Annotated in this window: 23 protein-coding genes; 2 read left to right on the top strand and 21 right to left on the bottom strand. The window is 71.5% G+C overall.

All coding sequences use genetic code 11. The features are described 5' to 3' along the window. Positions 1-275 precede the first annotated feature (275 nt). A complete protein-coding gene (locus tag ACIRPU_RS35870; protein ID WP_403874909.1) occupies positions 276-1,682 on the bottom strand; it encodes a condensation domain-containing protein in 1,407 nt (468 codons plus the stop codon). Positions 1,683-1,817: 135 nt separating this feature from the next. Between ACIRPU_RS35870 and ACIRPU_RS35865 the strand changes: the two genes are divergently transcribed. Then, positions 1,818-2,123, top strand: a complete 306-nt coding sequence (locus ACIRPU_RS35865) for a phosphopantetheine-binding protein (protein ID WP_403874907.1) — start codon at positions 1,818-1,820, stop codon at positions 2,121-2,123. A gap of 27 nt (positions 2,124-2,150) precedes the next feature. Here the strand turns inward: ACIRPU_RS35865 and ACIRPU_RS35860 are convergent, their stop codons facing one another. The 16 genes from ACIRPU_RS35860 to ACIRPU_RS35785 all read right to left on the bottom strand — a co-directional run bounded on the left by ACIRPU_RS35860 (position 2,151) and on the right by ACIRPU_RS35785 (position 19,816). Beyond that, on the bottom strand, positions 2,151-3,455 hold the full coding sequence (locus ACIRPU_RS35860) for a condensation domain-containing protein (RefSeq protein ID WP_403874905.1): 1,305 nt from the start codon (positions 3,453-3,455) through the stop codon (positions 2,151-2,153). 354 nt (positions 3,456-3,809) lie between these two features. Further along, positions 3,810-5,213, bottom strand: a complete 1,404-nt coding sequence (locus ACIRPU_RS35855; protein ID WP_403874903.1) for a condensation domain-containing protein — start codon at positions 5,211-5,213, stop codon at positions 3,810-3,812. Then, positions 5,210-6,082 carry a glycosyltransferase family 2 protein gene (locus ACIRPU_RS35850; protein WP_403874901.1) on the bottom strand — a complete coding sequence of 291 codons (873 nt, stop codon included), beginning with the start codon at positions 6,080-6,082 and terminating at the stop codon, positions 5,210-5,212. The genes ACIRPU_RS35855 and ACIRPU_RS35850 overlap by 4 nt, the downstream gene beginning before the upstream one ends. Then, entirely contained in the window at positions 6,079-7,044 is a 966-nt protein-coding gene (locus ACIRPU_RS35845; protein WP_403874899.1) for an ROK family protein, read from the bottom strand. The genes ACIRPU_RS35850 and ACIRPU_RS35845 overlap by 4 nt, the downstream gene beginning before the upstream one ends. Beyond that, complete coding sequence (locus ACIRPU_RS35840; protein WP_403874897.1) at positions 7,041-9,188, bottom strand: class I adenylate-forming enzyme family protein; 2,148 nt, start codon at positions 9,186-9,188, stop codon at positions 7,041-7,043. Before ACIRPU_RS35840 ends, ACIRPU_RS35845 begins: the two co-directional genes overlap by 4 nt. Further along, positions 9,185-9,658, bottom strand: a complete 474-nt coding sequence (locus ACIRPU_RS35835; RefSeq protein WP_403874895.1) for a type II 3-dehydroquinate dehydratase — start codon at positions 9,656-9,658, stop codon at positions 9,185-9,187. Before ACIRPU_RS35835 ends, ACIRPU_RS35840 begins: the two co-directional genes overlap by 4 nt. Beyond that, positions 9,655-10,314 (bottom strand): HAD-IA family hydrolase, encoded by a 660-nt coding sequence (locus ACIRPU_RS35830; RefSeq protein WP_403874893.1) that lies wholly within the window; start codon positions 10,312-10,314, stop codon positions 9,655-9,657. Before ACIRPU_RS35830 ends, ACIRPU_RS35835 begins: the two co-directional genes overlap by 4 nt. Continuing rightward, complete coding sequence (locus ACIRPU_RS35825) at positions 10,307-11,527, bottom strand: DegT/DnrJ/EryC1/StrS family aminotransferase (RefSeq protein ID WP_384114131.1); 1,221 nt, start codon at positions 11,525-11,527, stop codon at positions 10,307-10,309. The genes ACIRPU_RS35830 and ACIRPU_RS35825 overlap by 8 nt, the downstream gene beginning before the upstream one ends. Next, positions 11,524-12,594 carry a Gfo/Idh/MocA family protein gene (locus ACIRPU_RS35820; RefSeq protein WP_403874891.1) on the bottom strand — a complete coding sequence of 357 codons (1,071 nt, stop codon included), beginning with the start codon at positions 12,592-12,594 and terminating at the stop codon, positions 11,524-11,526. Before ACIRPU_RS35820 ends, ACIRPU_RS35825 begins: the two co-directional genes overlap by 4 nt. Further along, positions 12,594-13,802 carry a DegT/DnrJ/EryC1/StrS family aminotransferase gene (locus ACIRPU_RS35815; protein WP_403874889.1) on the bottom strand — a complete coding sequence of 403 codons (1,209 nt, stop codon included), beginning with the start codon at positions 13,800-13,802 and terminating at the stop codon, positions 12,594-12,596. Before ACIRPU_RS35815 ends, ACIRPU_RS35820 begins: the two co-directional genes overlap by 1 nt. Positions 13,803-13,824: 22 nt before the next feature. Beyond that, a complete protein-coding gene (locus ACIRPU_RS35810) occupies positions 13,825-15,552 on the bottom strand; it encodes a carbamoyltransferase (protein ID WP_403874887.1) in 1,728 nt (575 codons plus the stop codon). Between the two features lie 40 nt (positions 15,553-15,592). Further along, positions 15,593-16,297, bottom strand: a complete 705-nt coding sequence (locus ACIRPU_RS35805) for an FkbM family methyltransferase (RefSeq protein WP_403874885.1) — start codon at positions 16,295-16,297, stop codon at positions 15,593-15,595. Positions 16,298-16,358: 61 nt separating this feature from the next. Next, positions 16,359-16,610: a phosphopantetheine-binding protein gene (locus tag ACIRPU_RS35800; protein ID WP_020129798.1), complete on the bottom strand. Its 252-nt coding sequence runs from the start codon at positions 16,608-16,610 to the stop codon at positions 16,359-16,361. A gap of 94 nt (positions 16,611-16,704) precedes the next feature. Then, positions 16,705-17,856, bottom strand: coding sequence for an aromatic ring-hydroxylating dioxygenase subunit alpha (locus tag ACIRPU_RS35795; RefSeq protein ID WP_403874882.1), 1,152 nt, complete (start codon positions 17,854-17,856; stop codon positions 16,705-16,707). Then, entirely contained in the window at positions 17,853-18,761 is a 909-nt protein-coding gene (locus ACIRPU_RS35790; RefSeq protein ID WP_403874880.1) for a shikimate dehydrogenase family protein, read from the bottom strand. The genes ACIRPU_RS35795 and ACIRPU_RS35790 overlap by 4 nt, the downstream gene beginning before the upstream one ends. Positions 18,762-18,769: 8 nt before the next feature. Next, positions 18,770-19,816, bottom strand: coding sequence for a 3-dehydroquinate synthase family protein (locus ACIRPU_RS35785; protein WP_403874878.1), 1,047 nt, complete (start codon positions 19,814-19,816; stop codon positions 18,770-18,772). A 305-nt stretch (positions 19,817-20,121) separates the two neighbouring features. Here ACIRPU_RS35785 and ACIRPU_RS35780 point away from each other — a divergent pair, with 305 nt between their 5' ends. Then, positions 20,122-21,219 carry a radical SAM protein gene (locus ACIRPU_RS35780; protein ID WP_355704309.1) on the top strand — a complete coding sequence of 366 codons (1,098 nt, stop codon included), beginning with the start codon at positions 20,122-20,124 and terminating at the stop codon, positions 21,217-21,219. On the opposite strand, the gene ACIRPU_RS35775 is transcribed toward ACIRPU_RS35780, so the two are convergent. From ACIRPU_RS35775 to ACIRPU_RS35760, 4 genes are read right to left on the bottom strand one after another with little or no spacing between them, the layout of a single operon-like run. Next, on the bottom strand, positions 21,201-22,148 hold the full coding sequence (locus tag ACIRPU_RS35775) for a Gfo/Idh/MocA family protein (protein WP_403874875.1): 948 nt from the start codon (positions 22,146-22,148) through the stop codon (positions 21,201-21,203). The two genes, ACIRPU_RS35780 and ACIRPU_RS35775, sit on opposite strands and share 19 nt — an antisense overlap. Continuing rightward, positions 22,145-23,887: a B12-binding domain-containing radical SAM protein gene (locus ACIRPU_RS35770; protein WP_403874873.1), complete on the bottom strand. Its 1,743-nt coding sequence runs from the start codon at positions 23,885-23,887 to the stop codon at positions 22,145-22,147. Before ACIRPU_RS35770 ends, ACIRPU_RS35775 begins: the two co-directional genes overlap by 4 nt. Before the next feature lie 55 nt (positions 23,888-23,942). Continuing rightward, on the bottom strand, positions 23,943-24,689 hold the full coding sequence (locus ACIRPU_RS35765; RefSeq protein ID WP_403874871.1) for a 4'-phosphopantetheinyl transferase family protein: 747 nt from the start codon (positions 24,687-24,689) through the stop codon (positions 23,943-23,945). Then, on the bottom strand, positions 24,686-25,330 hold the full coding sequence (locus ACIRPU_RS35760; protein WP_403874869.1) for a hypothetical protein: 645 nt from the start codon (positions 25,328-25,330) through the stop codon (positions 24,686-24,688). The genes ACIRPU_RS35765 and ACIRPU_RS35760 overlap by 4 nt, the downstream gene beginning before the upstream one ends. Positions 25,331-25,435 lie beyond the last annotated feature (105 nt).

The following is a 25,435-nucleotide window of genomic DNA, read 5'->3' as shown; positions in this document are numbered from 1 at the left end:
TGCGTGACTCACCCGTCCGCTCCTCTCTCGGCCTGCCCGGCGCGACCGCGCCACGCAAAGCCCCGTGCATCCGAACGCGACGCCGGACAGAATATGTGAGTGCGATCGGGTGATCACCAGTCCTCGGGAATCTTCACACCACTGTCTTTCAACCTCCCTGGTAACGCAGTTGGCGCGACGCAGGAGGAGTGACGCCGGTACGCGGTCCTCGCGGAGGGGCCGGGCCGGGAGTCCCCCACCCGGCACGACCCGGACCCGACCCGGAGCGACGGGATTCACGACCTTCTGGCCCCGACCCGCGCCAGGTCCGTCAGACGTCCCCGGAAGCCGTTCGCCAGGGCCTCGGCCGTGCGGCGTCCGTGATATGTCGTCTCGTAGCGCAGCGCGCCGGTCAGCCGGCCCGTCTCCATGGTCAGGCCGACCGAGAGAGTGGCCGCGGCGGCCAGGGAGGACTGCGGTGTCGCATATTTGAGCAGGGAGAAATCCTGTTGGTAGGGGGCGAGGCCGGTGCGCAGTCCGTGCATCGGCACCTCGTGTTCCCGTCGGTCGACGATCCAGCCGGTCACCCCGTACAGGCGCAACTCCGCGTGCGCCAGGGCGTGGCGGTAGAAGGCCGCGTCGCCCTGACGGCCGAGCACGGCCTCGGCGAGCCGGCCGAACGGCAGATCGACGACCGCCGAGGCGTCCCTGAGGACGCCGTCGACCTGGCGGAACAGTCCGCTCGGCGAGGCCTGACCCAGGTCCACCGGCACCTGGATCATGTTGGAGAACAGGCCCAGGGCGGAGCGGGTCTCGGGGCGCACGCGGCCGTGCGAGGGCGTGGAGAGAATCAGCCGCTCGCGGTTGTAGAACCCGCCGAGTGTGCGGGCCAGCGCCGCCGCGAGCAGCGCGTACAGGGAAACCCGCTCGCTGCGGGCCGCGCGCAGCAGCCGCCGGGACTCTTCGGCCGACAGGTCCAGGGGGACGGTGTCGTAGTGGTGCTGGAGCGGGAGGAAGCCGGTGGCGCGGCCGGGCAGGAGGTTCCCGGAGCCGTGGGCGCGCAGCCGGTCCGCCCAGCCCGTCAGGCGGGACGCGGTGTCGAGACGGACTTGAGGTGCGTTCTCGGCGCGGACGAAGTCCACGTAGGAGAAGGGTGCTCGGCCACCGTCGGCGACGGGGGCGGCCACGCGGCGGTTGTAGCAGGCGGCGAGGTCGCGCAGATAGACCTGATGGCTCGGCTCGTCGAAGACCAGGTGATGGAAGCTGGTCAGCAGGACGTGGTCGTCGACGGCCAGCCGCAGCAGGGTGGCCCGGGCCAGCCAGTCGGTGACCTCGAAGGGCCGTGTGGTCAGGTCGAGGAGGATCTCGTGCAGTTCCCGTCGGCGCAGTGCGTCGCCCAGGTCCATGGTCTCCAGGGGGAACGGCTCCGGACGCAAGGCCTGCCGCGGTCGGACGACCTGCTCGATCGGCGTCCCTGTGTCGAGCAGCCGCAGCCGCAACGCGTCATGTCTCAGGGCCACTTCGGCGAGCGCGTCGCGTAACGCGCCGACGTCCAGGGCTCCTCGCATGCGCAGGCTGGTCGAGCAGTCGAGGGAGACGGCCTTGGGGTAGAGCTCGTCGTAACACCTCTCCCACTCCCAGCACCACTCCTGACGCGAGGAGAGGGGAAGTCCTTGATCTGGTTCATGGGATGTCGCCGTCATGACCTGCCTTGGAGAAGACGCTCGAACGCTGTCGACGCTACCCTCGGCGCAGGGCATAGCCCCTCGTCAGAGCGGTCATGCCACACAACTGTAAAACTCCGGATGGCGGTGGGCGGGGTGCGTTATGTTCCTGCCATGGCGGATGTGGACACCTCGGCAGCGCGGCAGGGTTCGCAGGGACTCGACGGTCTCGCGGCGGCCCTCGCGCAGGCATGGCAGGGCGTGCTCGGCTCCCTCCCGGCGGAGGACTCGGACTTCTACGAGGCCGGAGGCACCTCGATCGACGCGGCCCGGATCGCCTCGCAGGCCGCCGTATGCGCCCCGGACGTCGAGGACTTGGACGTCACGCTGATGAGCGCGCTTCTCGACGAGGCGCGCTTCGGGGACGTACGACGGCTGGGGCTGGAGTCGATCGACCGCGCACGTGGCGGGTCGGCCTGACCGAGCGACGGCGGGCCGGCCGTCGGGTCAGCCGCGGCCGGTCGCCAGGTCGGCCAGCAGGTCCGCCGCGAACCGTGCGCACCACTCCGTGCCGAAGCACCGGCGGTCGTAGGTGAGGACCAACTGCGGTCGCGCTGCGGACAGGTTGAACTCCAGGTCCAGCTGGGACGGGCGGACCACCGGCCCGGCGGTGCCCTCTTCCGCCCTTTCACCCTCCCCTTCGCCTTCGCCTTGCCCTTCGGCTTCACTTTGGTCGTCGTCCAGGTCGAAGAGGGTGAAGGCGAGCCCCGCCACGGAACTCTGCCAGGAGTCCGCGGTCACGCTCACGCTCAGCGGGGCCAGGTCGTCGCGGGCGACGCCCATCCCGTCCGTGAGCAGATCGACGATCTCCTCGAACTCCACTCCCTGGTGCGCCATTCCCTCGCGCAGCCCGCGCCGCACCTGGGCGAGCACCCCCTGGTCGCCGTGCGGGGCCGAGGGGCCGACGCGGACGAGGACGGCCTGGGCGAGCGGGCCCACCGCGTCGGAGTTCATGCGGTTCGCGGACATGGTGCCGAGGACCAGGTCGGCGGCCCCGGAGCGCTCCAGCACCCGGTGGGCCGCCGCGGCGGTGACGTACACCGTGGGCGTGCAGCGCGCGGCGCGGGCGTTCGCCTGGAGGAGGCCGGACAGGGCGGGGTCGAGGGGAACGCGCAGTTCGGCACCGTCGGGCAGCCAGCCCGGCTCCGGCCGCCGCTCGCCGATCCACGGTGTGGGGAAGCCGGACAGCTCCGTACGCCAGAACTCCCAGTCGGCGGACCTGCGGTGTTCGCGCGCCGTCAGGAGTGCGGAGTACGGGTCCGCCGGCGCGAGTGGCTCGTCCGGCCCGCGCCGGTAGGCCTCCTGAAGGTCCGTCACCACCTGGTGCAGGGAGAACAGGTCCATCACGAGCCGGTGGAAGGTGAGGAGCAGGACGCCGCTGCCGTCGCCGAGAAGGGTCAGCTGGGCGCGTGCCAGGGGCTCGCCGGCGAGGGGGAAGATCTCCGCATGGGCCGCGACCGCCGCTCGGCGTACCTCGGCGAGGTGACCTGCCTGGTCGGCACGCAGGTCCGGGCGGTGCAGGACGCGCGGCTCGTGGTGCGTGGCCGGGCCGAGGGTCAGCTTCTCGCCGTCCGCGTGGAAGCCCGTGTTGAGCAGTTCATGGCGCCGGAATACGGCCGTGACGGCGTGGGAAAGCCTTTTCTCGTCGAGCATTCCTTCGAGGCGCAGCGCAATGCCGGTGTGCAGCAGCGCGCTTCCTCGAACCACGCATTCCACTTCCCAGAGCCGTTGCTGCTGACGGCTCAATTCCATGGCGTACGCACTTCCGCTTGCCCGGTCCATGACTCCCTCGCCCGAAGGTGCGACGAGTGCCGCACGGGAAGTCGTGACTGCCCGTGCGGCACTTGTCGGTGGTCCTACTTCGCCTCGGCAGCGGCCTGACGGCGGAGCTGCTCGAGATTGATGAGGGCGAGGCTTACAGAGTTGACCTTGATCATGTCAACTTCCCATCTTTATAGGAGGGTTCCTCTACCACCGGTCGGTGGCAAGGGAATGCTTCCAGGCCAAGTGATCTCCCGTCAATAAGGCTTGCCACAGGGCCGTGTCGTGCCGCATATCCGTCAGGTTTCCTCAATGTCCTGCAGAGCATCGGTTTCTGACGACACATCACTGTCCACTCCCCTCGCTCAATCGCTCGATGAAGTGCAGGAATATCTCGCCCATCCGTGCCGTCCTGGTGGGGTCGTGATAGCGCTTCTCGTACCACAGCGAGCCGGTGAGGGCCCCGTCCGCCATCTCCAGGTCGGCGAAGAGAGTGCTGGCGCACGCCAACGCCTGCTCGGGGCCGGCGAAGACCGGGAACGGGTGGTCGGGGTACAGAGCCTGCGGGGTCACGGCGAGCCCCGGCGGCAACGTCGGCGAAGGGTTCGACTCCTCCGGCAGCCAGCCGGTCACTCCGCTCAGCCGCAGTTCCAGGTGGGCCAGGGCGCTGCGGTAGTAGGCCCCGCCGCCCGGCGGGCGGTCCAGGACGTGGGAGGCGGTCTCGCTGAACGGCAGGTCGGCGGAGTCCGAGGCCCGCTGGACGCTGCCGTGGACAGCCTTGAGCAACTCCGACCGGGACCAGTACTGCGTGTCGACCGGCACCGGGACCACGGTGCTGAACAGGCCGAGCGTCTCACGGGCACTCGCGGACGTCCGCCCGTGCGTGTACACGGAGCACACCAGGCGGTCCCGTTCGTACGCCGTGGCGACGGCGTGACCGAGGGCCGCCAGCAGCACGGTGTGGAGCGTGACGCGCTCGGCGCGCGAGCGCCGCAGCAGCAGCCGGGTCCGCTCGGCCGTCAGCGTCAGCGGCAGAGAGTCGAACTCCGTCTCGGCGACGACCGCCCCGGCGTCGCCCGGCAGCGGCTCCGTCGCCCCGTACGCCCGCAACTCCCCGGCGAGAGCGGCTGCCCGCCCGTGCACGGCGGAGCGCACCTCGGGTGTGTGCTCCGCGTCGATCAGCCCGGTGTAACTCGCGGGCTCCGTACGGCGCTTGGCCGCGCCTTCGCCCGGCGCGACGCGCTGGTGGTAGCCGTGGGCGAGCAGGTCCCGGAAGAGGCGGTGGGACGTGCTGTCGAAGATCAGGTGGTGGAACTGCGCGACGAGGACGTGCTCGTCCTCGGCCGTGCGCACCAGGGTGGTGCGCGTCATGCGGTCCGTCAGGTCGAGGGGCCGCGAGAGGACCCGCGTCACCTCAGCCGCCCGCTCCTGCGGTGCGGCCCGTACGATGTCCAGCGGCGCCGGCTCGGGCCGCAGCGCCTGTCCTGGCCAGGCCGCGGACGGGTCCGGTCCGACGCCGGCCACGAGGTGCAGGCGCAGCGCCTCGTGCCGGGTGCCGATCTCGGCCAGCGTGTCCCGCAGCGCTCCCGTGTCGAGCGGCCCCTGGAACAGCAGGGTCTCGGACGACTCGATCGGCGTGGAGTCACCGGTGTAGCTGCGGGTCCACTCCCAGCACCAGTCCTGGCGGGAGTACAGGGGCAGCGGGGTGAGGCCGGCCGAGGGAGGGTGGGTCGTGGCGGGGTGGCTCATGGGCTGGCGCTCTCTTCCAGGGTGCGTACAGCCGCGACGTACCGGCGGCTGCTTCCCGAGGGGCCGAGCAGCTCCGGCAGGGCGCGTACGGCGGCCACGGGGTGCTTCTCGGTGAACCGGGTGAGGTTCACCGTGTGCTGTTCCCAGCGGTCGGCGCGTTCGTGGGTGAGGTGCACGCCCGGGGCGGCGGTAGCGAGGCGCATCCCGGCCCCCGACGACCACAGGCGCAGGCCGAGTTCGAGGTCCTCGCACCCCCATGTCGTGCCGAACGTCTCGTCGTAGCCGCCGGATCGCTCCCAGAGCCCGTACGGCATGGAGGTGTTGGCTCCGATGCAGGTCAACCATGGTGCCACCGGCTCCAGTTCGCCCGTGGCCATGCCGGTCACCAGGGTTTCCAGGGCGTTGGTCACCGTGCGCCCGAACCGGCCGCTCGTCGCCGCCGCATGGGGATCGGGGAGGATTTCGTCCCGTTCGGTGGCCAACAGACGTCGGGCGGCGGGAAGTTCGCGGACCGGTCCGTGGACGCAGCCGGGCGTTCGACCGGTGTGCTCTGCGACATGGGCCGCCAGGGCCGACGGCGGGAGCAGGATGTCGTCGTCCAGGAAGATCAGCAGACCGCCGCGGGCCGCGGCCGCCCCGGCGTTGCGTGCGGCGGCGCGGCCCGCCCGTGGTCCCGGCACGGTGGTCAGGGGCAGGTGTGCGGCGGCGGCCGCCACGACGTCGGCGGTGCCGTCGGTGCAGCCGTCGTCGACGACCACGATCTCGTGGGGCTCCGCACACTTCTGACGGGCCAGACAGGCCAGGACGAGCCGCAGACTGTCCGCCTTGTCACGGGTGGGGATGACCACGCTGACCGTGGGCCGGGTCATGCCGGGCTCCCCTCGTGGAACAGGTCCGCCCCGCCGAGCAGGCTCGTGCCGTGGGCGGCGAGGAGGGCGGCGCCGGCGAGGGAGGAGTGCGGACCATGGACGGCCGGACCGACCTCGGGGAGGGGCCGGCCCGGGCGGGCCGTCGCGGACAGGCGCCGCGCAACCCGGCGGGGCAGGGGCGCGAGCGCGGCTCCGAGGCCGCCTCCGATGCGTATGTGCGCGGGCTGGACGAGCTCCACGAGGACCCGCAGCGCGTGGGCGATCGAGTCGGCCGCGTGGTCGAGCGTGCGCTCCGCCCAGGGTTCGGCGCGGTCCACGCCCGCCACCCACTCCGCCGTCGTCGTGGGAAGTCCGCGTGCCTCAGCCGCGTGCGCGGCCAGCGCCTCGGCCGAGACCACGGCCTGAAGGCAGCCGCGCATGCCGCACCGGCAGCGCGGGCCCGCCGGATCGACCACCAGGTGGCCCAGCTCGCCCGCCGTGCCCCAGGCTCCGGTCAGCAGTCGGCCACCGCTGACCAGCCCGCCGCCGACGCCCGTGCCGATGCCCAGGTAGACCAGGTCACGACTGCCCGTGGAGCGGGCCTCGGCCAGCCCGGCGAGCGTCGCGTCGTCGCCGAACAGAACCTCGGCGCCGCTGCCCGCGAAGGGGGCGCTCAGCGAACGGCCCACCCAGGCGGGCCGATTGGGCCAGCTCACCACGGATCCGTCGGCGCCGACGTTGGGCGCCGCCGCCACGCCGATCCGGACGGGGGCTCCCCCCAGCGCGCCGACCGCCTCGGCCACGGACGCCTCCAGCAGCTTCGACTCGCCTCCCGCGTCGCCGCCGACGGGCCACAGGACGGTGCGCTCGTACACGGCCGCACCGGCGACGACCGCACGCAGGGCGAGCTTGGTGCCTCCGATGTCCACGGCGAGGACGCCGCCCGGCGAGCCGGGGTCCGTACGCGGGCGAGTGCCGGTCACGACGGCTTCCGGGCGACGAGGATCGCGTACGGCGCCTGCTCGGCACCGCGGCTCTCCTCCACCCGCAGCCCCACGGCCTCCAGCCCTGCCCGCAGCTCCTGCGTCGTCCACCAGTGGAGGTGTCCGTCGACGAGCCAGCGGACGACCGTCGTACGGCTCAGGTCGTCGGTGAGGGCCAGCGGGTCGGGAACGAACGCGTCGGCCACCACGAGCAGTCCCTTCGGCCTCAGCAGTGCGGCGAGCGGGCCGAGTTGGGCGGCCGGGCCGTGGACACCGCCGAGGACCACACAGGCCCCGTACTCGGCGTCGGCCGCCGGTGGGGCACCGCCGTCGCCGATCTCCAGGAGCGCACCGTCGACGGCGGCCTCGGCGAGCAGCCCCTCGACGCTCGCGCGCAGGGCCTTCTCCGGTGCCGGGGGTCCGGCCGGCAGCTCCGGCGGCGTCGGTGGGTCGCCCGCCGCTTCGCCGCGCACCCGGGCCGCCAGTGCCCGGCCGGCCGACACGACGTCCGGGGAAGGTGCCCAGGCGTCCGGCGCACCCGCCGAGGCGGTATCCGTGACCAGCAGCCCCAGCGCGCCGGCGGTGTCCAGCACGGGCGACAGCACGTCCGCGCGCAGCCCCGTCGTCCGGGCCAGGTCGGCGGCGGTGCCGCCGTCGGCCAGGTGCGGGGGCAGGCCGAGTTCGGTGAGGGCCGCCGCCAGGACCTGCTCGACCGTGCTGCTGGGGCGGGCGGCGCGTGCGAGGCGGTACACGGGGGCCGCCTGCGCCTTGCCGACGGCGGAGCGGCGCAGCCGGTAGCGCGGCTGGAAGCTGTCGGGCACCTTGTACGCGGCCAGTTCGGCGCGGGCGTACGCCTGCACCCGTGACGGGGCCGCCAGTGCGGCGTCGGCGGGCACGTACTCGACGGTGAGGCCCTGGTCGTCCGAGTCGTCCGGACCCGTCGCCGTGACCGAGACGTCGGCGACGCCGGGGGCCGCCCGGAGCACCGACTCGACCTCCATCGTGGAGACCCAGCGGGCCCCCCGGCGGACCACTCCGATCCGGGCTCGGCCCAGGATGCGGTGCACGCCGTGCTCGTCGCGATCGGCGAGGTCGTGCAGGCGGTGGGCCGAGCCGTCCTCGAGGACGACGGCGAGTTCTCCCTGGGCCGCCTCCTGGCCGGGCAGGGGCGTGCCGTCGGGGTCCAGCAGGTCGACCCGGACGCCGGGCATCGGACGGCCGACGGCTCCCGACGCCAGTCCCGGGTCTCCCCACAGCACGGAGCCCGTCTCGCTGGAGCCGTAGTTGCGGGAGACGCCCACCCCGATGGTGCGGGTCCACAGCGCGTCCAGCTCGGCGTCCACGTATCCGGCGCCGGCCATCACCCGGCGCAGCGCGGGGAACGGCGCGTCTTCGGCCAGGGCTCGGCGGCGCGCCAGGACACGGGCCAGGCCGGGCACGGTGACCAGGACCGTCGCCCGCTCGCGCAGGCGGCTGTGCACGGCGCCGACGGCACGCGGCGGCACCGGGTCCACGTGCGCCCCGGCCACCAGCGCGCCGGCCAGCCAGCCGAGCGCGTAGGCGTGGCTCAGCGGCAACGGCAGCAGGACGGAGTCGTCGGGCCGCGCCAGACCGGCGTGGTGGTAGCGGACGCCCTCGTCGAGCACGGAACGCGGCGACCTCGCCACGAGCTTGGGCGTCCCGGTCGACCCGGAGGAGACCAGCACCACCGTCCCCGGGGCGTGGACGGCCGCTCCGGAGTCCGCCTCGGCCGCGGTGATCCCGTCCGCGACGAGCTCCTCCTCCGCGCCGGCGTCCTCCGCCCGCAGCACCGCCCGGTCCGCCTCGCCGGGGTCCGCCACCAGCGTCCGGCGGGCCCCGGCGGTCCTCAGCAGTCTGCGGGTCTCCGCCGGCGGCGAGTCCGCGGGCAGCAGCAGCGGGCAGGCGCCCGCCGCGGTCAGGGCGAGCAGGCCCAGCACCCATTCGGGCTGGTTGGGCCCCTGGAGTCCGACGGTCTCCGCGGGCCGTACGCCCTCTGCGCGCAGCCGTTCGGCCAGCTCCGTCACCCGCACGACGGCCTCCCGGCGGGTCAGGCCGCCCAGCGCGAGCGCGTCCGGGTCCAGGTCCGCCCGGGAGAACGCCTTCCACAGGTCCGCGGCGGTCACTTCGCCGTACCCTGCGCCGCCGTCTCCAGCCGCCGCACCAGTGCCTCGGCGGCGAGTTCGTACCCGTGTGTGCCGAAGCCCGCGATGACGCCCACGGCGAGCGGGGAGACGACGGAGTTGTGCCGGAAGGACTCGCGGGCCCAGACGTTGGAGATGTGCACCTCGGCCCAGGGCGCCGGGTAGTCGGCGAGGGCGTCGCGCAGGCTCCAGCCGGCGATCATCAGCGCACCGGGATTGACGATCGCGGCGGCGGTGTCCCGGTGCTTGTGCAGGGCACGGATCAACTCACCCTCGCCGTCGTGCTGTTCGCTGCGCAGTCCGTACCCGGCGCGGGCCAGCAGCTCGGCCACCGACTCCGCCACCTCGGCGAGGGTGGTGGTGCCGTAGATCCCGGGTTCGCGCGTGCCGAGCGTGCCCAGGTTGGGGCCGTTGAGCAGCAGCAGGTCACGGGAGGTCGAGGCGATGGTCACGCGGGGGTCCCTTCACGGCGGTGCAGCAGGTCGGCCAGTTCGGCGCACGAGCCGGCCACCAGCTCGGGCCGGTGGGCGAGCAGTTCCTCCCGGTCGCCCTGGCCCCAGAGGCCGGCGGCCGTACGGGTGCCGGCCGCGCGGCCGGCCCGCAGGTCCAGCGCGGAGTCGCCGACCATGACGGCGCCCTCGGCGGAGGCGCCGATCTTCTCCAGGGCGAGCAGCACGATGTCGGGAGCCGGTTTGCCGTGCGCCACCTCGTCGCTGCCGCACACCGCGTCCACCAGGTCCAGCAGGCCGGTGGCCGCCAGTGCCTCCACGGCACGGCCATGGGTCTTGCCGGTGGCGACGGCGGTCGGAACGCCGGCCTCTCGCAGTCCGGCGAGCAGTTCCGCGGCGCCGGGGCACGGCTCGATCTCGTGGACCAGCTTGCGGCTCTCGACCACGAACGGCTCGTACATTCCGGCGGGCAGGCCCATGATCTCCAAGGTGTCGGGCATGTGCCGCCCGAGGTGGGTCAGGTACTCCTCGAAGGGTGCCTCGCCGTCGCCGACCGTGAGGGCGTACGCCCGCTGGAAGGCCCTGCGCATCACGTGGATGCTGTCGATGAGAACGCCGTCCAGATCCAGGACGACGGCCCGCGGCCAGAGGTCACTCACCGTTCGCTCCCTTTCGGACGGCCTCGGACGCCGTCCGCAGGCTCGCCACCAGATGGGCGACGTCCTCGTCCGTCATGGTCGCGCCGAGTCCGACGGTGACGGACCGGCCCAGGACGGCCTCGCTGGCGCGCAGCCGCTCGGTGGCGTCCCAGGCGACGCCCCAGGGGGTGCGGCCGGCGCGGACGGCGGGGTTCTGCTGGACCAGGCGGCCGGAGTAGAGCGTGGCCGCGGGGATGCCGGCCGCGGTGAGCGCGGTGACGAAGCGGCGGGCGGCCATGCGGTTGTCCAGCAGGACCGTGAGATCGCCGCCGCTGCCCTCCTCGTCGGGCAGCCGCCGCCACTCCAGCTCCAGGTCGGCGAGGTCCGCGCGGACGGTACGGGCGATGTCGCGCAGCCGTCGCAGCATCGGCGTGAGCCGTTCCAACTGTACGGACAGCAGGGCTCCGGCGATCTCGGTCATCCGCAGGTTGGCGCCGAGGAAGGCCTCGCCGGCGGCACCGCCGCGCTCGCCGCTGCGCGAGGTGGTGAACTGCCCGCCCTGGTCCTGGTAGCGGACCACGCGGTCGTGGACGTCGGGGTCCGTCGTGACGACGGCGCCGCCCTCGCCGGCGGTGATGTTCTTCTCCAGCTGGAAGCTGAAGGCCCCCGCGTCGCCGATCGAACCCACCGGGCGCCCCCGGTAGCTGACACCGCAGGCCTGGGCGGCGTCCTCCAGGACCCGGATGCCGTGCTCACGTGCGACGGCCAGGATGGGGTCCATGTCGGCGGCGGCGTTGTTGAGATGGACGGGCATGACCGCGAAGGTCCGCTCCGTGACGAGCTTCTCCCACGCCGTCGGGTCGAGGGTGAGTGACTCGTCGATGTCGGCGAAGACGGGGACGCCACGGGCGGCCACGACGGCGTTGACGCAGCCGATGAAGGTGGCCGACGGCACGATGACCTCGCCGCCCTCGGGGATCCCCAGGCCGATCAGCGCGCAGGTCAGGGCGGCGGTGCCGGAGGACACGCCGACCGCGTGGGGTGCCTGGTGCAGGGCGGCGAACCGCTCCTCGAACCGCTCGACGCGGCGCTGGAGCGCGGGACCGTAGTAGCGGAAGAGGGAGCGGCTCTCCAGCACGTCCAGTGCGGCGGCCTTCTCCTCCTGGCCCCACAGGGCAAGGCCGCGCAGCGGCTCGTAGCGCAGCGCCGTGGGCTCGGACGGGGATGCAGTCATGAATTCGTCTCCGGTGCTGTCCAGCGGGCGGACGTGGCGCGGTAACAGGCCTCGACGACGGCCAGGGCTTCGCGGGCCTCGCGCAGGGCGCGGTCGGTGGCGTCGGGCCGGGCGAGTTCGCCGGCCAGCGCGTCGAGTTGCTGGTCGTACTCGTCGCCGACGCCGGCCGGGGGCAGCGGCACTCGGCGCTCTCGGCCTTCCTGGCGGAGCGTGAGCGTCGGTTCCCTGACGCGTCGGGGGCTGAAGCCGAACGTGGTGGTCAGTTCGGCGGTGCCCGCGGTGCCGTGCAGCACCAGCCGGGTGCGGTCGACCGCCTCGTGCGACGCCCAGGCGAAGCGCAGCTGCATCGCGTATCGCTCGGTGGCCACCAGGGCGGTGAGCTGGTCCTCCACGTCGGCGTTCTGGAGGCCGGCCGTGCCGGCGTGCCAGTCCGCGCCCCAGCCTGCCCGGGTGAGGAAGTCGCTGGTGGCGAGGGCGGTCGCGTGGCGCACGCCCGAGGCGCCCCACAGGTGGTGCAGGACGTCGATGACGTGCCAGCCCAGGTCGACCAGGACCCCGCCGCCGGCCGTCTCCCGGCGGGCGAACCAGTCGCTGCCAGGAATGCCCCGGGAGCGGACCCAGCTCAGCTCGGCGTGGCGGGGCGTGCCGAGCGCCCCGTCGGCGACGAGACGCGCCAGCTCCCCCACGTCCGCGCGATGGCGAGCCGCGGTGGACAGCAGCAGCCGTCCCCCGCCGGCGCGGGCCGCGTCTTCGAGGAGTCGCAGATGGCCGAAGTCGGTGCCGGTGGGCTTCTCCAGAAAGACGGCGAGGCCCCGGCGCAGGAAGTGGCCCGCGAGGGCGCCGTGGGTGTGGTTCGGGGTGAGGACGAACACGAGGTCGGCCTCGCCCGGCCCCAGCTCCTGGTACCCGCCGTACACCCGCGCCCCGCCCACCAGGGCGGCGGCCCGCTCGACGGCCTCGGGCCGCGGCTCCACCACGGCGACGACGTCGAAGTCCGGGTGTTTGCCCAGCCGGGGCAGCCATACCTCGCGGGCCACCCAGCCCAGCCCGACGACGGCGACCCTCATCAAGCCGAACGCTTCTTCCCCGCCAGCTCGGCGAGCACCTTGGCCACGGCCTCCGCGACGTCGGCGCAGTCGGCGTCCGTGCCGAGCAGCACCCGGTGGTGCAGCCAGAAGCCGTGCGCGCCCAGGTGTTCGCTGACCGGGTTGCGCTCGGCGAGTTCGGCGGTGTCCGGCAGTCCGTTGCCGCGCAGCGCCTCGTGGGCCTGTGTGCGGTAGACCGGCGGGTAGTTGACGAAGGCGGGGATGCCCTCGGCGACCAGCGCCCTGACCACCAGGTCACGGTCGGTCCCGGGGTGCGTCGCGGGGTCGAGGGCGGCCATGGCCATGTAGTGCGGGTTGAGGTCACAGCGCGGGTCGCGGCCCTGTGGGACCACACCGGGTATCTCGCGCAGCGCCGCGGACAGTGTCTTCCAGCGGCTCTCGCGGCGCGCATTCTGTTCGGCGAGCCGTCCGAGCTGGGCGCGCAGGACCGCGCCGGCGAACTCGGTCATGCGGTAGTTGGAGGACGGGGTGCGGTGTTCGTAGTTCGTGTCGCCGAGGGGCCGGCCGCAGCTGTGCCGGGCGAACGCCTCGTCGAACCACTCCTCCGACGGCAGGAGCAGTGCCCCGCCCTCGCCCGCCGTCATCAGCTTGCCGTTCTGGAAGCTGAACGCGGCGAGCGTGCCGAAGTCGCCGATGCGCCGGCCGGACCAGACGGCGCCGTGCGCGTGGGCGGCGTCCTGGAAGACGACGACGTCGTGCCGGGCGGCCCAGGCGCCGATGGCGTCCATGTCGGCGACGTGCCCGGCCATGTGCACGGGGATGACGACGCGCGTCCGCGGTGTGCGGACCGCCTCCAGGGTCTGCGGGTCGAGGCAGTACGTCACGGGGTCCACGTCGACCGGGACCGGGACGCCGCCCGCGCGCTGTACCGCGATGGAGGTGGAGATGAACGTGAAGGCGGGCACGATCACCTCGTCGCCCGGCTTCAGGCCCAGCAGTTCCAGGCCGAGTTCCAGGGCGTGGGTGCCGTTGGTGACGGCGAGCGTCGTGCCGCCGTGGTACGCGCCGAACTCCGCCTCGAACGAGGTGATCTCGGAGCCGCCGACTCGCCACCACTGGCCCTGGTCGACCGCGCGGACGAGCGCCGCGCGTTCGGTGTCGTCGTGGTACGGCCAGGCCGGAAAGTCGTGGCGGCGGACCGGATTCCCACCGTCGAGTGCCAGAGCCACAGTGCGTCCCTCTCAGTCGGTGTCAGTCGGTGGCGGGGCTGCCGGTCGCCGACGACAGGAAGGACGTCAGGGCGTCCAGGTCGTCGGCCGAGTGCGCCACCACGTAATTTTCGATGATCATCCAGTCCAGCCGGCTGCCGCCGTAGAACTCGAGGGCCTGCTGCGGGGTCTCGACGATCGGCTGGCCGTTGTCGTTGAAGGACGTGTTGAGCACCACCGGAACTCCGGTCAACCGGTGGAAGTGCGCGATCAGCCGGTGGTACGCGCCGTTGTCCTCGGCTGTCACGGTCTGCACCCGGGCGGTGCCGTCGACGTGCACGATGGCCGGGACCTCGCCCTGCTTCTCGGGCCGGACCGGGGCCACGATGAGCATGTACGGCGACTCGATGTCCAGGTCGAAGTAGTCGGCCGCGTGCTCGCGCAGCACCGCCGGGGCGAAGGGCCGGAAGGGCTCGCGGTGCTTGACGCGGGCGTTGATGATGTCCTTCATCTCGGCGCGCCGGGGGTCGGCCAGGATGCTGCGGTGGCCCAGGGCGCGCGGCCCGAACTCCGCCCCGCCGGTGAACCAGCCCAGCAGCTTGCCCTGCGCGAGCAGTTCGGCTCCGATCCGGGACGGCTCGTCCACCGCGCGGTAGGGCAGTCCGCAGGCGTCGAGCGCGGCCCGTACCTCGGAGTCGTCGTAGGTGCGGCCCAGGTAGGCGTGGCGCTGGGCGGTGCGGGCGGGTTTTTCGCGGGGCTGTCCGGCGATGACGTGGTAGCCGTAGTAGGCGTTGCCGACGGCGCAGCCGCCGTCGCCCGCGGCGGGCTGCACGAAGACGTTCTCGAAGGGGGTCTCGCGCAGCAGCCGGCCGTTGGCCACGCAGTTCAGCGCGACGCCGCCGGCCAGGCACAGGTCGGTGAGCCCGGTGTCCGCGTGGAGCCGCCTGGCCACGTGCAGGAGGGTCTCCTCCAGTGTGTCCTGGGCCGCGTAGGCCAGGTCGGCGGCGCGGGCGAAGCGCTCGTCGCCCTCGTAGCCGTCGAGAGCGTGCTCGATGAAGTCGAGCAGTCCGCCGTTCTTGAGGTGCAGTTCGTAGCGGCCGTCGGGCAGCAGCGTGAGGTATTCGCGGAACTCCTTGCGGTAGCGCGGGGTTCCGTAGGGCGCGAGGCCCATCGTCTTGCCGTCCTCGGACAGGTACCAGTGGCGGCCTTCGTACTCGTTCTCGTACAGGACGAAGCCGATTGCCTTGCTGACCGCCTTGTACATGTAGCCGAGAGAGTGGTCGCTGTCGCCGGCCTGGTAGACCCGAAGGGCGCTGAGGCCGTCGGTGGACCAGTTGGTGCCGAGCACCTTGGACACCTCGGTGATGGTGGTGCCCTCGCCGACGGCGGTGGTGAGGGTCTCCACGCCCCGGTCGTCGATCAGACTGCCCGCTCCGTCGACCACGAGAATGGCGGCCCGCTCGAACGGCGAGGGGAAGAAGGTGCTGGCCGCGTGCGCCATGTGATGGCGTATCAGGTGGATGCGCTTACGGAAGGGAAAGTACGCGGGCGCCAGCAGCGTGTCGTCGGCGACGATGACGTCGACGTCCGCGAGGCGTGCCTGCGCCATGTCGAGGCAGTATCGCCACGACTGGTTGAACAGCGAGTTGACTCCGACCGAGTACTTGACCCGGCGTACCCGCTCCTCCTCGATTCCGGCGGCGATGACGCCGTCGGAGACGAGACAGGCGGCGAAGTCGTGGTTGGACCCGCCCAGGCCGAGCGTCAGCATCCCTGTGTTTCCCCTCGTAGAGCTCGCAGGATTCCTTGTGTCACGGCCGCACGGCGTGGATCAGGTGGTTCAGTGTGTCCTCTCCGTCCGCCATCGGCGGTTTCAGAACGCTGGGCTCCAGGCCCATCTCCCGCAGATACAGACAGAGTTCGGCGACCCGGCCGTGCACGTCCTGGACGTCGATGAACACATTGCGCAGCAGGGACCGCAGTCCCGCGTCGACACCCCGCAGGATCTCCAGTTCGGAGCCCACCGCGTCGATCTTCAACAGATCGACGGGTCGGTCGGTGCCGATGTGGCGGGAGAGCCGTTCGACGGTGACGGTGGTCTCGCGTCCCTGGAACATCCGCTCCACGACCCGCGGCGGAAAACTCTGGCAGAGCAGGTCCCTCAGCTGACCCTGGTCCTGCGGGTACAGCGTCGAACTGCTCGGGAGCAGCGGGTAGTAGCGGAAGGACACACCGGCCGCCTCCTCGCTCCCCAGGGCCGTCTCGTGCACCGACACGTCTTCGAGGCCGAACTCCGCCACGTTGGCGTGCAGGGCCGCGACGAGTTCGGGCAGCGGCTCGAAAGCCACGATGCGCGCCTTGGGCCGCCGCTGCTTCACGAAGAGCGTGAAGAGCCCGATGTTCGCCCCGACGTCGATGACGAACGGCTCGTCAGGAAGGGCAATGCCGGCGTAGGTTCCGCCTTCGAACATCTCGCGGTACAGAAAGCGCGCGTCCAGCGCGCTGACGGCGTGCACGGAGAATCCCTCAGCGACTTCCGTCAGCTTGGGGGGTGTCATATGGCGGGGCCCCCGGTACTCAGCCGAGACGTTCGACGACGTAGTCGGCCAGCCGGTCCTCGGAGGTGAGCGTGTCCTCCGTGAGATCCTCGTCCTCGAACGTGACGCCGAAGCGCTCCTCGAGGAGAAGCAGGAACTCCAGCGCGTCCAACGAGGTGAATCCATAGGCTTCGAGGAAGTTGCTGCTGTTCTCATTCACCGTGCGACCACTGGAGGCGGCAAACTCCTTGGCGATTTGGTGGATCTCCTGGAGCACTTCGTCGCGGTTCACAGACAGCCTTTCATTCGTTCGGACGACTGACAATCTATCCGGTGGGTCAGAGGCTGTCCATCCTGACTAAGCCTCAAAATACCTAGTTGAACGTCTAGTTGCCTCCCGCAAGCAGTCGGCCCAGCCAGCGGTGGTGATGCTGCAACGCCAACTCGTTGCGCCCGAACACAAAGTGCGTATTCGCCCCGGAGGACAAAGCTGCCTGTACGTCAAATCCGGTGCGATAGTCCTCGTCCGCCACACCCCTTTCGACGAGTTCGCTGAACTCCGCCGTGTAGCGCCGGTCCTCCTCGGTGACCGGGGGCACCCGCGTCAGGATGGTCTGCACGGTGCTGCTCCGGTCCACACCCGGGCCGGGCATGATCTGGGAGACGACTCCGTGCCCTTCCCAGGTGCCTGCGATCGACACGTTGGGGAAGACGGTGTAGACGGTGCCGCAGTGCGGAGCGGGGTCCCAGTCCTCGACCGGGACGTCCCGCAGCGTCCGGAGCGACTTGACCGGGTACAGGATCCGCTGGTGCGGCCCGAAGGAGTCCACCACCATCAGGTTGGAGGTGGACGTCGGGGCGAACGTGGTGCGGTGCAGGGCCTGGATGTGGTAGCTCTCCAGATAGCCGTCGAAGGCGACTTTCCAGCCGGGTCCGGCCAGTTCGCGCTGCTCGTAGACGTGCCACTTGTCGAGTTCGAGCCGCTCCAGCTCCCGCGCGTACTCCCCGAGCCAGGCGTCCAGGTCGATCGTGGCGCCCGGGGTGAGACACACCCATACGAAGCCGAGGCTCTCCACGACGGGCAGGGGGCGCAGCCCCAGTTCGGCGGTGTCGACGTCCCCGAAGGTGCCGGGCTTGTGCACGGCGACGAGGCCGCCCTGGTCGTCGTACACCCAGGCGTGGTAGGGACAGCGGAAGCGGTGCCGGGTGCCGGTGCCGGCCGGGCACAGCTGGGCGCCGCGGTGACGGCAGACGTTCAGGAACGCCCGTACGACGCCGTCCTGTCCACGGGTGAGCAGGACCGGGGTGCCCAGGGCGTCCAGGGCCTTGTAGGAGCCGGCGCCCGGGAGTTCGACGGAGAGCGCGAGCGCGAGCGGGACCCGTTTGAAGATGACGTCGATCTCCCGCCGCCACCGGTCGGGGTCGAGGTACTCCGTGACGGGGACCCGCAGCACGTCCTCGGCCTGGTCCGTCGTGCCGGCCTCCAGGTGCGCCAAGGCCCGCTGCGCGAGGGCCACGGCCTGGGCATGGTCGATCACGGCTCCAACCTCCCGTTTCGTTGCGGTGCGTCAGGTGCGTCCGGTGGGTTCGGTGCTTCCGGTGCGTCCAGTGCGTCCAGTGCGAAGAACTTCTCGTAGAGGAGCACCTGGCTGTCGAGCATGTGGCGGCCGGGCACCCCGGGCCGTCCGCTCTCCCGGGCGGCCCTGAGCAGGGCGGTCTCGGCCGGCTTCATGATGATGTCGGCGACCGCGCAGGCACCCGGCAGGCGTGCTGGGTCGAAGGGCAGCGGGTCACCGGGACGCATGCCAAGCGGGGTCGCGTTCACCGCGATGTCGACGCCGTCGCCGTCGAAGTCGCCCTCCGCGCCGACCGTGACGCGACCCGGCCAGCGCGCGTCCAGCCGGGCGCGCACGTCTTCCCGGCGGGTGGAGTCCGGGTCGTACAGCCGCAGCCGGGCGACGCCGGCGGTGAGCAGGGCCGCGGCGACGGCCCGTCCGGCGCCGCCGGCCCCGGCCAGGGCGACGGTCGCGCCCGCGGGGTCGTGGCCGTTGTCGCGCAGTCCGTGGACGAAGCCGGCGCCGTCGAAGTTGTCGGCGAGCCAGGTCCCGTCGGGGTTCCGTCGCAGGGCGTTGGCGCTGCCGGCCACTTCGGCGGCCGGGCCCAGCAGGTCGGCGTACCGGCACACCTCGATCTTGTGCGGCACGGTGACGAGGATGCCGTCGAGGTTGCGCATCCGGCGCAGTCCGCGCATCACGTCCGCGAGGCCGTCGGGGCCGACATGCACGGGGACCAGCACCGCGTCCCGCGCGGTACGGGCGAACAGGTCGTTCAGCAGGCCGGGGGCGCGCACCTGGGCCACCGGGTCGCCCAGGACCACGTAGAGACGGGTCGTGCCCGAGATGGCGCTCGGGCCGGCGCTCGGGCCGGACGGGGCGTCGGGCATGGCGCTCCTCAAGCCGTGGTGGGGGCGGGGCCCGAAGGCAGGTCCGCCAGAACGGAGGAGACCAGGCGCTCGTCGACCCGGGACACCAGCTCGACCCCACGCGGGCCGTCCAGGACGAACGTCAGCCCGGCTTCGGCGTCCTGCCCCTTCTTGTCGCGCCGCATCAGCTCCACGAGGGTCGTCACGGGCACATCGGACGGCAGCCAGGTGGGCAGACCGAAGCTCTCCACCATCTCCCGGTGCTCGGCCACCCGGTCCTGGTCGACGCGGCCCAGCCGGCCCGCGAGCAGCCCGGCGAACACGGTGCCGACGGCGACCGCCTCGCCGTGTCGCCAGGCGTAGTCGGTGGCACGCTCGATGGCGTGTCCGAGGGTGTGGCCGTAGTTGAGGATGTGGCGCGGCCCCTGATCGCGTTCGTCGCGGGCGACGACCGACGCCTTCAGCGTCACGCTCGCCACGATTTGCTCGGTCAGGTCGAGCCCGCGCAGATCGCCGGCGCCGATGAACGCGCAGCGGGCTATCTCCCCGAAGCCGCTGAGCAGTTCGCGGCGGGGCAGGGTGTCCAGGAAGTCCGTGTCGCACAGCACCGCGCTGGGCTGCCAGTAGGCGCCGATCAGGTTCTTGCCCTCGGGCAGGTTGACGGCGGTCTTGCCGCCGACGCTCGCGTCGACCTGGGCGAGCAGGGTGGTCGGCAGGTGCACGACCTTGATGCCGCGGTGGTAGAGGGCGGCGGCCAGGCCCACGGTGTCCGTCGTCGTGCCGCCACCGCAGGCGATCACGGCGTCGGACCGGGTCAGCCCCGCAGCGACGAAGGCGCGGCAGTACGACTCGACCGACGCGAGCGTCTTGTGCCGCTCGCCGTCGGCAACCGGCACGACCGTGAACGGCACACCGGGATCGGGGAGTTCCCGCTCCGGTACGGCGCTCACCAGGGCGACGCGGCCGACGCCCAGTTCCTTCAGGACGGCCGGCAGCAGTCGGCGAGCGCCGGATCCGACGTGGACGGCGTAGTCGTGGTCTTTCAGCGTGACGTCGATACGGCGGATTGCGCTCATGCCTTCAGTGCCCCCGTGGCTGTCCGGCCTTCACCGACGGCATGCTAACCAACGGTGCGGATCAAGGTCCACCCCCCGATCGGGTAGACCGTCACTTCCGTACGTGTACAGAATGTTTCATGCTCGTGGAGCCACAACTAGGTGCTATGGCAGCACGGTTGACGAACAGTTAGGGTTGACGGGTCGAGCGACCTGGCCGTAAATCCCAAGCCGACCGCAAAACGGGGACTTTCATGCGCCTTAAGGAAAAGTTTCGTGCCGCACTCACCGCCTCGGCGGCGGAAGGCGGTCGACTCCCGTTCCTGATGAACGACATGGTCATCGAGGAACAGCTCTGCCAAATGCGCTGTTCCTACTGCCTCACGGAGGAGTACAACCTCCTCATGAACGTGCCCGACGCACGGCTGCGGCTCACCACCGATCGGCGTCAGGACTGGCACGAGATTCTGGACATGTACCACGAGCACGTGGACGCGCCCATTCTGCGGCTGTCCGGCGGTGAGTTCTTCTGGCTGAAAGGGTCCACCGAGTTCGTCCAGGAGGCCAGCCGCCGCTACGAGACCGTGCAGGTCATCACCAACGGCGTGTTCCTCAACGAGCGGCGCATCGAGGCCCTCGCCGCGATGGGCAACGTCCAGCTGAACATCTCCCTGGACGGACACACGCTGGAGCTGAACCGGCACCGCCTGCCCCCGAAACAGGCCAAGCTGCACGACGTCATCATGCGCAGTCTCCACGCGGCGGCCGAGGCCGGGCTGCGCATCGACATCCAGTCGGTGCTCACCGACGCCAACTACACCGGCCAGCTGGAGTTCGCCCAGTATCTGCGCGACGAGGTCGCGGGCAGCACCACGCTGTACTTCTTCCCCGTGCGCGGCGACACCGCCGAACGCATGGGCCCGCCGCCCGGCGACCACCTGATGCCGCTGGTGGAGCGCTACGACGAGTTCGCGGACGTCCTGCCGCCGCGCGCCTACGTCGAGCACATGGCCGAACAGCTGAAGACGAACGTGCGCACCCTCGGCTGTTTCGTCACGGCGACCATGGCCCAGCTCTTCGGCCAGGGCGACGTCTCCGCATGCCCGCACGCCTGGGTCAAGCCGATGGGCAACCTGGCGCAGGACCGGAAGTTGCTGCTCGACCAGTACGGCTCGCACCAGCACTACGACCTGTTCATGCACGACCGGCCGCGGTTCAGCTTCTGCAAGACCTGCGCCACGCCGTCCGACGTCATCAACCTGTTCTTCCTGGACCGGATCACGGAAGAGGAGATCGGCGCGACGCACCTGTACTCGGGGGAGCGCTCACGCGCCCGGCTGCGGGAGCTGAAGGAGACTTTCCGGCCGGTCATCTCCGACGCCCCCGCGACCGGACAGGGCGTCGCTCAGAGCGTCAGCTCCTGATCGCACTCGGCGTCGGCGTAGAGCGCCGCGATGAGTTCCTGCACCTCCAGCGCCTGCGCCGGGGCCACCGTGCGGCCCCGGGCCCGGCCCGCCACCGTGTCGAGGAAGCCGCGGATCGCCGCCAGTTCGGGTCGGCGATCCTCGGCCGTGACCGTGCCCGCGGCGCTGCGCACCTCGCCGCGTCGCAGGTCCAGCACGGTGCTCTCGCCACCGGCGGCGGTGGCCTCCAGGGTGAGGCCCATGACCCGGCTGCGGCGATCGATGCGCAGCTTCGCCTGACCCGCCGGAAACTCCAGGTCGGCGACCACCCGCTCCTCCACGCCTGCCGCGTCGACCCGGCAGGAGACCGGGCGGGGCCGTCCGAAGACGGTGATCAGCAGGTCCAGGGCGTGCGCGCCGAGGTCGACCAGCGCCCCGCCGCCGGCCCGCGCCGCGTCGCCGTACCAGTTCGTCACCGGCCGCCACAGCCGCTGGCCGGCCGTGGTGAAGGTCAGGGTGATCTCGCAGGGGCCCTCGGGCAGCGCCTTGAGGAACGCCGGCACCAGCTCGTGGAAGCGGTAGGGCAGGTTGACCGCGAGCCGGTCGGCGCCGTCCGTCCGGACCAGCCGGCGCGCCTCGGCCACGTCGGCGGCCAGCGGCTTTTCGCACAGGACGTGCGCCCCGGCCGCGAGTGCCGCGAGAACGGGCTCGGTATGGGCGTCGTTGGGGGTGCACACGGCCACCACGTCCGGCCTGCCGACCGTGAGGAACTCCTCCAGGCTGGTGGTGACCAGGACGCCGTCGGCCGCCGCGCCGAGCACCGAGCGGGCGCTGTCGGCGTCGGTGTCGCAGGCCGCGACGAGGGTGTAGTCCTCGTGGTCGGTGACGACGGGCAGGTGATAGCGCTGGAAGACGCGACCACAGCCGACCACTCCGTAGCGCAGGGTCATCGGCCCACTCCCGCCGCGACGAGGGCCTCGGCGCCGCAGACGCGCTCCACCCGCTCGCCGAACTCCTTGAAGGACTCGCCGAGGTGCTCGGCGTCGTAGTCGGCCACCAGCGCCCGCAGATCGGCGGTGAGCCGGGTGACGAGGTCGGGCGGATCGGTCTCGGCGAGGACGAGTCCGTGGTTCATGAAGGCGAGGAACAGCTCCGGCAGCCCGTTGCGCCAGGCCCGCAGCCGGCTGAGGAAGGCGCGCGGATTGTGCTCCGTCCCGCGTAGCCGACGGGCGCCCAGGGCGATCTTCTGGGCGATGAAAGGCAGGACGTTCTCCTTGCGATCGCTGATCTCCTCGCCGACCTCGCTCCACGCGCTCCACAGAGCCTCGACACGGGGGTCCGGCACCCGGTAGTCACGGCGGGCGGTGCGCAGGATCTCGTAGGCGTCGCCCTCCAGACCCTCGATGTCGGCCAGCGGCAGCGGCTCCTCGATCTTGTCGTACATCTCGGTGCCGCGCAGCGCGATGGCACGGTTGATCAGGAAGAACGGGTTGTCCGCCTCATGGATCCGAGCGGCCACGATGAACTCGAGGTTCTCCCAGAGTTCGTCGACGGTCGTCTTCGGCTCGATCATGATCCAGCCCGGGTCGAGGCCGAGGCCCTTGCGCTTGAACATGCGGGCCGCGTCCAGGTTGTAGGCCACCGTGGTGCCCTTCTTGAACCGCCGCAGCATGCCGGGCGACCCGGACTCGATGCCCAGCAGCGCGGACGACAGTCCCGCCCGGTGCAGCAGATCGAGAGCCTCGTGGTCGATCAGCCCGGAGTCGACCCGGAACTCGCAGTGGAACTGGAACTTCAGACCACGGCTGAGGACGGTCTCGGCGAACTCGACGGCGTGCGCGAAGCCGTCGCCGAACGCCCCGCCGAAGTTGTCGTCGTTGAACCAGATGAAACGGGTCCCGAACTCCCTTTGCAGGTACTCGATCTCGTCGACGACGTCGCCGGGCGGTCGCATCCGCCAGAAGCCGTCCACCACTCCGGGCTGGCGGGGCGCGTAGCAGAAGGTGCACTTGGCGTGGCACCCTCGGCTGGTGAACGTGGAGGCCACGGGCGTCGCGATGCCCGCCGCCCTGTGGTATTCCAGCACGTCGCGGGCCGGCCAGACGAGGTTGCCGAGGTCCGGCAGGACGGGCATGCCGCTGCTGCGCACCCGGTCGCCGTCGCGGTAGAACAGCCCGGGCGTCTCCCGCCAGTCGGTCCCGGCGGTCAGCCGGTCCATGATCCCCACGACCGTCAACTCGCCCTCGCCGAAGGTGACGCAGTCGGCCTCGGGTACCTGCTCGGCGATGAGTTTCGCGTTGTAGGTGCAGAAGGCGCCGCCGATGGCGATGAAGACGGCCGGGTCGGCGATCCGCACGCATCGGATGAGCCGGATGGCATCGATGATGTGCAGGTCGTACATGATGCTGATGCCGACGAAGCGGGGCCGCTCTCGACGGATCAGCTCGATGATGGCCTCGTCGCTGGGCGTACGTCCGTGCAGATTCAGTGATGTGACGGAGTGTCCGGCGTTGCGCAGATATCCGGTAATGCAGGCCAGACCCAGATTCTCCCGGACCTTCTCGTAGAAAATCCTCAGCGCCGGGTCGAGTTGGACGTACTCCTCGTCGGTGACGGTCACGTTCTGGTTGTTCAGGCTGAGCGCCCCCGTGGCTATCTCACGCGGGGTCAACAGCACGACGTCCGACATCTGACCCTAACCCTTCCCCGTGGTCCGTAAAGAAGTCGATGTAGAATAAACGGAGTTACCGCCACGCCCGGAGCATCGCCGACGTGTCGTGCCGTACCAGTGTCACTTCGGTCGTTCCCGTCACCGAGACCGACGCGGGATGCGTCGTATCAACCACCGTATCGGCCATGCGCACTTCATGGCGGGCATCCATCTTTTCAGGCCAACTCAACACGGCCGGAGCAAGCCTGGGATCCGACACCTCCAGTCGGCGCAGCGGAACACGCAGGCCGACGCCGATCGCTTTCAGCACGGACTCCTTACGCGTCCAGTAGCGCAGAAATGCCGCCGGCCGTTCGGCGGGCGGGCGGGCGTGCAGAGCGGCCAGTTCCGTGTCGGCGAGGACACGGGGGGCCACCTTCTCCACATCGGTGCCGGCGCCGTCCTCGACGTCGAGCCCGACGTCCGCGCCACGGCAGACGGCGAGCCCGATCACGTCCCCGCTGTGCGAGACGGAGAAGCGGACGTCCGCGTGGGCGCTCCCGGCCGGTACGTCGAGGGTGACCTTGCCGTGCGGTCCGCCGCAGCGCGGACACACGCGCCGCAGGGGCACGTCGGCGGGCGGCAGGCCCAGCAGTTCGCCGAGCACCACCCGGCTGACCGCACAACCCGCCAGGAAGCGGCGCCTGTTGCCGGGATCGGCCGTGGCCTCGTAGCGGCCGAGTTCCACGGGATCGAGCAGTCCCACCAGGTCCGGGCGCGCGTCGGCCAGGCGGGCCCACCACACCTGCACCGGGCGCGGCGGGCGGTCCGCCGCTGTCACGCGCCGGCCTTCAGCCGCACTTCCCCGACGAGCCGGAACCCCATGTGCGGCACCTTGAGGATCTGGGCGCCCGAGCCGACCTCCCGGAACCGGGCCCGCAGCGCCTCGATGACGTCCCGCGGGTCCTCGCCGGTCAGCCGCAGCAGGTCGGGCCGGGGCACGATGACGGCCCGGCGTTCGGCGAGCGCGCGCAGCGCCTTGGCCTCGGCGTCCGACAGCCGCACGGACGCGGACGCAGTGCTGAGAGCGCCGCTCTCGTCCAGGTCGAGGACCTGGGCGGACGCGGGGGCGGCGACGTCCCGCAGATAGGTCAGGAAGGACACGAGGCGTTCGACGCCGAGCGGCGCGGCCATGACGAAGCCCGCACCCGAACGGAGCGCCGTCAGCGTGCCCTTGGCGGTCGGCGCCGGCTGCACGAGGACGGCGTAGGCGCCTTCGCGGGTGACCTCGCGCAGTTCGGGCGGAGCCGAGCCGTCCGCCTCGGCGGCCATGAAGGCGACGAGGAGATCGTCGGCGACGTGCGCGGCCATCCCCTGTGGGTCCTGCGCCGCCGGCTCCTTCAGCGGGAGTCCGGTGCGCTCACAGGCCTCTCGCAGGCGGGCGGCCTCCGGCGCAGCAAGTCCCCGGGTGAGTACGTACATACTGTTCGAGCCTCTCGTCGCGTGCGGATCACGGAGTGGATCACAGACCTGTCGCGTGCTCTAACTGTCGTTCTCCTTCCCATAGTTCCATGATCGGCCCTTGGT

This window comes from Streptomyces sp. NPDC102259, assembly GCF_044766465.1.
Lineage (GTDB): Bacteria > Actinomycetota > Actinomycetes > Streptomycetales > Streptomycetaceae > Streptomyces.
Note: the sequence above shows the minus strand (reverse complement) of the source record. Positions and strands in the feature narration are given on the sequence as shown.

Coding starts and splice junctions, on each gene's coding strand:
- ACIRPU_RS35870 (WP_403874909.1), bottom strand. CDS start 1,682: ATGACGGCGACATCCCATGAACCAGATCAAGGACTTCCCCTCTCCTCG.
- ACIRPU_RS35865 (WP_403874907.1), top strand. CDS start 1,818: ATGGCGGATGTGGACACCTCGGCAGCGCGGCAGGGTTCGCAGGGACTC.
- ACIRPU_RS35860 (WP_403874905.1), bottom strand. CDS start 3,455: ATGGAATTGAGCCGTCAGCAGCAACGGCTCTGGGAAGTGGAATGCGTG.
- ACIRPU_RS35855 (WP_403874903.1), bottom strand. CDS start 5,213: ATGAGCCACCCCGCCACGACCCACCCTCCCTCGGCCGGCCTCACCCCG.
- ACIRPU_RS35850 (WP_403874901.1), bottom strand. CDS start 6,082: ATGACCCGGCCCACGGTCAGCGTGGTCATCCCCACCCGTGACAAGGCG.
- ACIRPU_RS35825 (WP_384114131.1), bottom strand. CDS start 11,527: ATGACTGCATCCCCGTCCGAGCCCACGGCGCTGCGCTACGAGCCGCTG.
- ACIRPU_RS35820 (WP_403874891.1), bottom strand. CDS start 12,594: ATGAGGGTCGCCGTCGTCGGGCTGGGCTGGGTGGCCCGCGAGGTATGG.
- ACIRPU_RS35810 (WP_403874887.1), bottom strand. CDS start 15,552: ATGCTGACGCTCGGCCTGGGCGGGTCCAACCACGACTTCGCCGCCTGT.
- ACIRPU_RS35790 (WP_403874880.1), bottom strand. CDS start 18,761: ATGCCCGACGCCCCGTCCGGCCCGAGCGCCGGCCCGAGCGCCATCTCG.
- ACIRPU_RS35785 (WP_403874878.1), bottom strand. CDS start 19,816: ATGAGCGCAATCCGCCGTATCGACGTCACGCTGAAAGACCACGACTAC.
- ACIRPU_RS35780 (WP_355704309.1), top strand. CDS start 20,122: ATGAACGACATGGTCATCGAGGAACAGCTCTGCCAAATGCGCTGTTCC.
- ACIRPU_RS35775 (WP_403874875.1), bottom strand. CDS start 22,148: ATGACCCTGCGCTACGGAGTGGTCGGCTGTGGTCGCGTCTTCCAGCGC.
- ACIRPU_RS35770 (WP_403874873.1), bottom strand. CDS start 23,887: ATGTCGGACGTCGTGCTGTTGACCCCGCGTGAGATAGCCACGGGGGCG.
- ACIRPU_RS35760 (WP_403874869.1), bottom strand. CDS start 25,330: ATGTACGTACTCACCCGGGGACTTGCTGCGCCGGAGGCCGCCCGCCTG.